At 38.4% G+C, this 6,398-nt stretch carries 5 protein-coding genes; 2 read left to right on the forward strand and 3 right to left on the reverse strand.

The genetic code is table 11. The features are described from left to right. A partial coding sequence (locus PF272_RS12615; protein ID WP_271143031.1) for a DUF927 domain-containing protein occupies positions 1 to 1,416 on the forward strand: 1,416 nt, incomplete at its 5' end. 449 nt (positions 1,417 to 1,865) lie between these two features. Beyond that, complete coding sequence (locus PF272_RS12620) at positions 1,866 to 2,258, forward strand: terminase (RefSeq protein ID WP_271143032.1); 393 nt, start codon at positions 1,866 to 1,868, stop codon at positions 2,256 to 2,258. 787 nt (positions 2,259 to 3,045) lie between these two features. On the opposite strand, the gene PF272_RS12625 is transcribed toward PF272_RS12620, so the two are convergent. The 3 genes from PF272_RS12625 to PF272_RS12635 are packed head-to-tail and all read right to left on the reverse strand — an operon-like array spanning position 3,046 to position 5,919. After that, positions 3,046 to 3,762, reverse strand: a complete 717-nt coding sequence (locus PF272_RS12625; RefSeq protein ID WP_271143033.1) for a LutC/YkgG family protein — start codon at positions 3,760 to 3,762, stop codon at positions 3,046 to 3,048. Positions 3,763 to 3,776: 14 nt separating this feature from the next. Next, the gene (locus PF272_RS12630; protein ID WP_271143034.1) at positions 3,777 to 5,180 is read right to left on the reverse strand and encodes a LutB/LldF family L-lactate oxidation iron-sulfur protein; all 1,404 of its coding nucleotides are present in this window, start codon (positions 5,178 to 5,180) and stop codon (positions 3,777 to 3,779) included. A gap of 16 nt (positions 5,181 to 5,196) precedes the next feature. Next, on the reverse strand, positions 5,197 to 5,919 hold the full coding sequence (locus PF272_RS12635) for a (Fe-S)-binding protein (RefSeq protein ID WP_271143035.1): 723 nt from the start codon (positions 5,917 to 5,919) through the stop codon (positions 5,197 to 5,199). Between the last annotated feature and the right edge of the window lie 479 nt (positions 5,920 to 6,398).

Consider the following 6,398-nt stretch of genomic DNA (forward strand, 5'->3'; position numbering starts at 1 on the left):
ACCGCACTAAAGAACGAACTCGCCGATTATTTACAAAATGCGGGAAATCGCACCTTATGGACGATTACCCACGCCACAGGGTGGCAAAATGGAGCGTATATCTTGCCTAATGGTGAAGTGATAGGGCACCCTGAAACGCCCGTCTTATTCCGCAGTCAATCCTCTAGTTTTAGTGGATATGATACTAAAGGTACATTAGCCAGCTGGCAGAAAGAAATTGCCCAATATGTAAGGGGCAATCCGTCAATGATGTTAGGGGTTGCAGTTGCCTTATCAGCACCATTAATCCACCACCTAAACGCCGATAGTTTTGGGGTTCATTTATTCGGTGGCTCAACATCAGGGAAAACCACAACCGCTAATATCGCCAATAGCCTTTATGGTCATCCTGAAATCACAAGAGTAAGCTGGAACGCCACATCCTTAGGTTTGACAAACGAAGCCGCCGCACGTAATGATGGTTTTTTAGTGATGGACGAAATCGGTCAAGGCGCAAATAAAAAGCATATCGAACAAACCGCCTACGCTTTATTTAATGGAGTAGGTAAGATTCAAGGTGCAAAGGAGGGCAGAAATCGAGAACTTTCACGCTGGCGGATTATGGCGTTCTCGACAGGGGAAATAGACCTAGAGGGCTATTTATCACAAGCAGGCATTAAAACCAATGCAGGGCAATTAGTCCGCTTACTGAATGTCCCTATTTCTCCTGCTAAGCAATTTTATCAGTTTGGTAATGGTAAAGCTCACGCCGACTATTTAAATCACGCTAGCAAGCTAAATTATGGCGTTATCGGGCGGGAATGGGTGGAATGGATAACCGGCCATCAAAATGAACTAAATAGCACCTATCAAGCCATAAAAGCGAAATGGTTACAACGTTTACCTAAAGATGTTAGCTCACAGGTGCAACGAGTAGCGAACCGATTTGCGGTATTAGAAACGGCTTTACAACTAGCCCACCACCTCACACAGTGGAGTAAAGCAGAAAATGCGGAAGCCTTACTACACTGTTTTAATGAATGGGTAAATATCTTTGGGTTACATAGCCGAGAAGAAAAGCAGGTTATTGAGCAGGTGAATGGGTGGTTATTAGCTAATGCAGAAAGCCGATTTATTACTTATCCACCAACCAATCAAGCACCAATTAATAATATTGCAGGCTATCGAATGTTGATTACAGATAACAATAAGGAAGAGTTCTTTTATCTGTACCCATTAGCCTTTAATGAAGCAATTAACGGCAATTCAAAAGAACAGGCTTGCCAGATATTAGCAGATAAGGGAATGTTAAAGAAAGGTAATGAGGTTGGCTATAAATACATGGTAAAACTACCGCATAAAATCGACACCAAGCGGACCAGGTGCTATACGTTGTTCCCACTTATAGAACTAGATAGCGAAGAAATAGGAGAGTAAAAATAGCCTTATTTTGATAGCTGTTACCAATCAATAAATCAAGCCAATCCACTAAAATAGGTTGGCTTTTTTATTATTATTAACTTACTAAAAGTTTCATATTAGAGGAAATTAGGATAAAAAATAAACAAAAAAGTGGAATTGTCCTAAATTTTTGTCCTATTGTCCTATTTTGAAAATATGAAATAGGACAATTTTAGGAGGCTTGAACCCTTGATAATCCTCAAATTGTCCTATTGTCCTAATTGTCCTATGATTTTTTGCTAATATATATAAAAAAATTTTTTTGCTGTTTTGTGATGGTGGATTTTTGATAGGTAAAATCTTACAAAAAGACCAAAGAAAGCAGAATGTAAAAAAGCATTGTGGATAGAAAAAGAAAATGCAGAAATTGCGGACGCTATAAAAAAGGGTAGTTTTTAAACCAACCACACAGAGAGTAACGGAATATGTACAGTAGAGCAACTCGAGAACAGTTTGCCATTGCTTACGCACGCACAGGCAAGGCAAATAAAGCATTAATACACGTATTAGGCAAAGAACGAGCCGAGCGAATGAAGCCTCACACACTAAGAGCAAGAGCAAGTGATTTATTAAATCATTATGAGGTGGTGGAATTAATTGAGCAAGAGAAGGCAGAAATGCAAAAACGGGGCGAAGTCTTGCCACACTATCAGGGCAGAACGTGGCGAAGTGATTTATATTGCAAAGATAAGCCAGAAGCAGAACCAAAATCAACACCAACACCAAGAATAACCCTTGCAGACATTAAAGGCGGTAAAATGCTATTGCGGGCTTTACAGGGTGTTATCGTAAGGCAAACAAGGGTAACCCAATTATAACGCTGTATTAGTTCGAATTATGGTAATCGGATCACTATTAAAACCCCAAGGATTAAAGCGAGGAAAACATCAGATCCACCACTAAAACACGATATTTTTATATGTCTTGTAAAACGCTACAGGCTTAAAAATGATGAACTTTGTCAGCAGTACGAGCGAGAAAGATCTGTTTTGCAAATTAACATTTCATTTCGCAGTTTGAGCGGTATCAAATTTGTATAATTAACCTTTAATTGATCACCCTATAAACCCTTACTAGGCAAGTAAAACGGCTATAAAAACACTAAATACGATCACCCAAATAAATAGCTTTTAATAGGAAGATGATGATGCCTAGAAATTCAAAAAATTGCCAAAAACCGCGAGTCCGTAACCCCGTGGAAAGCGTACCCCGTCTGGGAGTACCTTAATGTATAGGGCGGGTAAAAAGTTCAGTGAAAAAGCCCATGCAACCGCCCCTGGAACTCCAGATTATCGCTATTACAGTTTTTACTGGCTTTTATTAATATGCAAAATTGCATATCTATTGAATGTAGGTATAAATGGATTAAAAAATAAACAAAAATAGAGGTCACTTTGAATAATTGTACTAGAAAATGTACTAGAAAATGAGGTGTTAAAAATTAATATCCTTATAAATCAATATGTTAATTGTTAAATTCAACTCCCATGACCTCCGCCATTACAAACTTCTATCAATTTAATATTTTTTATATTTAACTAAATCAACCCTATCAATAAACTTTGGGCTATCCACAATCGGATAGCCCGATGTAATCATTACTGTTTATTTAAGATCATCAATAACTAAATAAACTTGTTTCACTGGACCATGGACACCAACCACTTTGACTAATTCAATATCCGCAGTCGAACTTGGACCTGAAATAATATTAATGCAGGATGGCATCCGTTCCCCTTGCTGTGCTTTCTGATGTAAAACCTCAGCCAACTGTGCCACTCGCGGTAGAATTTTACTTTTCTCTACGACAATGATTGAAACTTCTGGCAATAAGCTAACTGAACGACCATTCTTCGCACTGGCATACAGTACCACGCCTCCAGACTCAGTTAATCCATATTCCGCAAAAGCAACGCCAATTCTGGCCTTAGCTGCAAAATGACGACTTTCATCTCCGGCTTCTGGTGACCAAATATGTGTTGTATAGTGCTGTGCAATTGCATCAATCAAGCCATATTGATACAAACGTTGATCATCAGTAAATATGATCTCTTGATTTTCCTCTGCATATTTTCTACATAGCTGTAAAAAACATTCTTTTGCTTCTGCAACAGTAGTGAGTTGGCAATCTACCCCCGCAACCTGAATCGATGTATCAATAAAATTTGCACATCGTTCATCTATACTTAATTCCGTTAAACGTGTTTCAGGATATTGGTTGACTTGATGATAATTGCCTACAACCTCTGTACGAAACTGATCACGCCCAAATTGTTTCGCTAAATGCGCTAGAAATCTCTGTCTATTTTGTTGATCTAGCATGGGTTACTCCTTTTTTAACGATTCTTAAACCAAGTACGGAAACTTTCACCGTCTGCTTGCGGTAGATCTCTGGCTTTTGTCCATTCACCAATTACCCCAAACTGTAACGGCATTTTTCCGTCTTTAATCAATAAATTAGCCATCTTCGCTCCCATTACCATACCGACTTTCCAAAAAGCTGGATGGCTATTGACATAAGTGAATCCTTTCATTGTGAGACGTTCAAGTTTGTTAGTTAAACCAAGTTCTACGATATTACGGCGATGTTTTAATAATAATTGAGCTAATGGAATTTCAACGGGACAAACAGAATTACACGCGGTACAAAGTGAACAAGCATATGGCAAATCTTTAAACTGTTCATAACCACCAAGAATTGGTGATAATACTGAACCAATTGGACCGGGATAAATCGAACCATAGCCATGCCCGCCAATTTGACGATAAGCAGGACAGATATTCATGCAAGCACCACAACGAATACAGCGTAAGACATCTTGAAATTCTGAAGCTAATGCTTTAGAACGGCCATTATCTACAATCACTAAATGGAACTCTTCCGGACCATCAATTTCACCTGCTAAACGAGGTCCTGTCAGCCAGGTGTTATAAGAGGTCAAACGTAAACCGACAGCACTTCTCGCTAATAATGTAATTAAGACATCAACCTCTTTAAATGTAGGAGCAATACGTTCCATTCCCATGACAGCAATATGTGTTTTTGGGCAAGTCGTCGCTAACCGCAAATTTCCTTCATTGGTGACCAGACATACGCTACCTGTTTCAGGTACAGCAAAATTACATCCACTAATACCAATATCTGCATTAAGAAATTCATCTCGAATATGTTCACGAACAAAACGCGTCATTTCTTCTGGTGTAGAAGACCCTTGATATCCTAATTTTTCATGGAACACTTTACGAACTTGTTCACGATCTTTATGAATAGCGGGAACAACAATGTGTGAGGGCTTATCTTCTGCAACTTGCAAAATATATTCCGCTAAATCGGTTTCAAAAACACGAATACCTTCTGCCTCCAACACGTGATTTACGCCGATTTCTTCCGTGACCATCGACTTAGATTTCACAACACGTTTAGCATTTTTTTCTTTTGCCACATTCAAAATATAATTTGAGGCTTCTTCTGCTGTTTGGGCAAAAAATACATGTCCCCCATTTTCTGTGACTTTTTCCGATAGCTGATAGAGATAAGCATCAAGGTTTTCAATCACATGATTACGGATTTCTTTAGCGAGATCACGCCACTCATCCCAATGCCCTAATTCTTCCACCATTTTTTGCCGATTTGCTCCAATACGCTCTTGGGCCATCACGACAGCTTTACGCATAATCTCATTATCAATTTCTTGATTAATCCGTGGCTTAAAGGCTTGATTACTGGTACTAATTCCCATAACACATCCTCCTCTCTTAATGGCTCATCAATACTTCGGCAATATGCATTACCTTAACATTATGATGACCTTCTCGATGCAATCGTCCACCAATATTGATCAAACAGCTGACATCCGCCCCAATCAAGTAATCAGGAGCAACTTCCATAATATGTTGGCTTTTTTCTTTAACCATTTCGCCTGAAATTTCTGCCATTTTTACCGAAAATGTACCGCCAAACCCACAGCAAGTTTCTTGATTATGAATCGGTAATAATTCCAAACCTTCCACGTTACGTAACAATTTTAATGGCTCTTCCTTAACACCAAGTTTACGGAAAAGACTGCAAGATGGGTGGTAAACAGCTTTACCTTCAAGACGAGCTCCAACATTCTCAATATGTAACTGATTAACAATAAAGTCGGTTAAATCATAAAAACGTCCACTAAGATGTTTGGCTCGTTGATACCATTCAGAATCGTTATCAAAATATTGTGCATAATTTTTGATGGCATAAACACAAGAACCTGCTGGAGCAACAATCGGATAATCATTTACTTCAAAGGTTTCAATAAGATTTTTTATACTAGGTATTGCATCTTTGACATAACCGCCATTGAGTGCAGGCTGTGAACAACATCCTTGTTTTTCGAGAAAAGTAATAGAACAGCCAAGTTTTTCAAGCAATAACACACTCTGTTTTGCAACATTGGCTTTGACTGTATCTGCAATACAAGTCACATAGAAATTGATATTCATAGTTTGCTCCAAGCAGAACACATCTCGTGGTCATCACGGGCAACGCGAGAGTAGTAAAGTAAATTTAGATAGGAGTTAAACGCAACCAAGGCTACGTAAAATCCGATCACCAATGATTGGAAGAGGTTAAACAATAGGTTTTATTCGGCTCGAAATATCTAATACTCTATATAAAGGTTATACAGATAGCCAATCTACAATAGGTAGTTTTCAATAAAGTATTGGATACCACGGAAGTGAAATTAACGACAAGAATTAGAAAAGAATACACCATTTGTAGTAAAGAGTGGGCTAAATAGCCTAAATAAACTTTGGTAATCCCTCACCTTGTGTTCGTACTATCGTACTCACCACCATCCAATTGGAGCCATTCTATCACAACTTATTCACATTTGTGAAGAACCACATAAAATGAGAAAAAATAATGAAATGCCCGAAAAAAAATCACATAAAGTGAGAAATTTTAATGTCCGTTAAAA

The organism is Gallibacterium faecale (genome assembly GCF_027920745.1).
GTDB classification, from domain to species: Bacteria; Pseudomonadota; Gammaproteobacteria; order Enterobacterales; family Pasteurellaceae; genus Gallibacterium; species Gallibacterium faecale.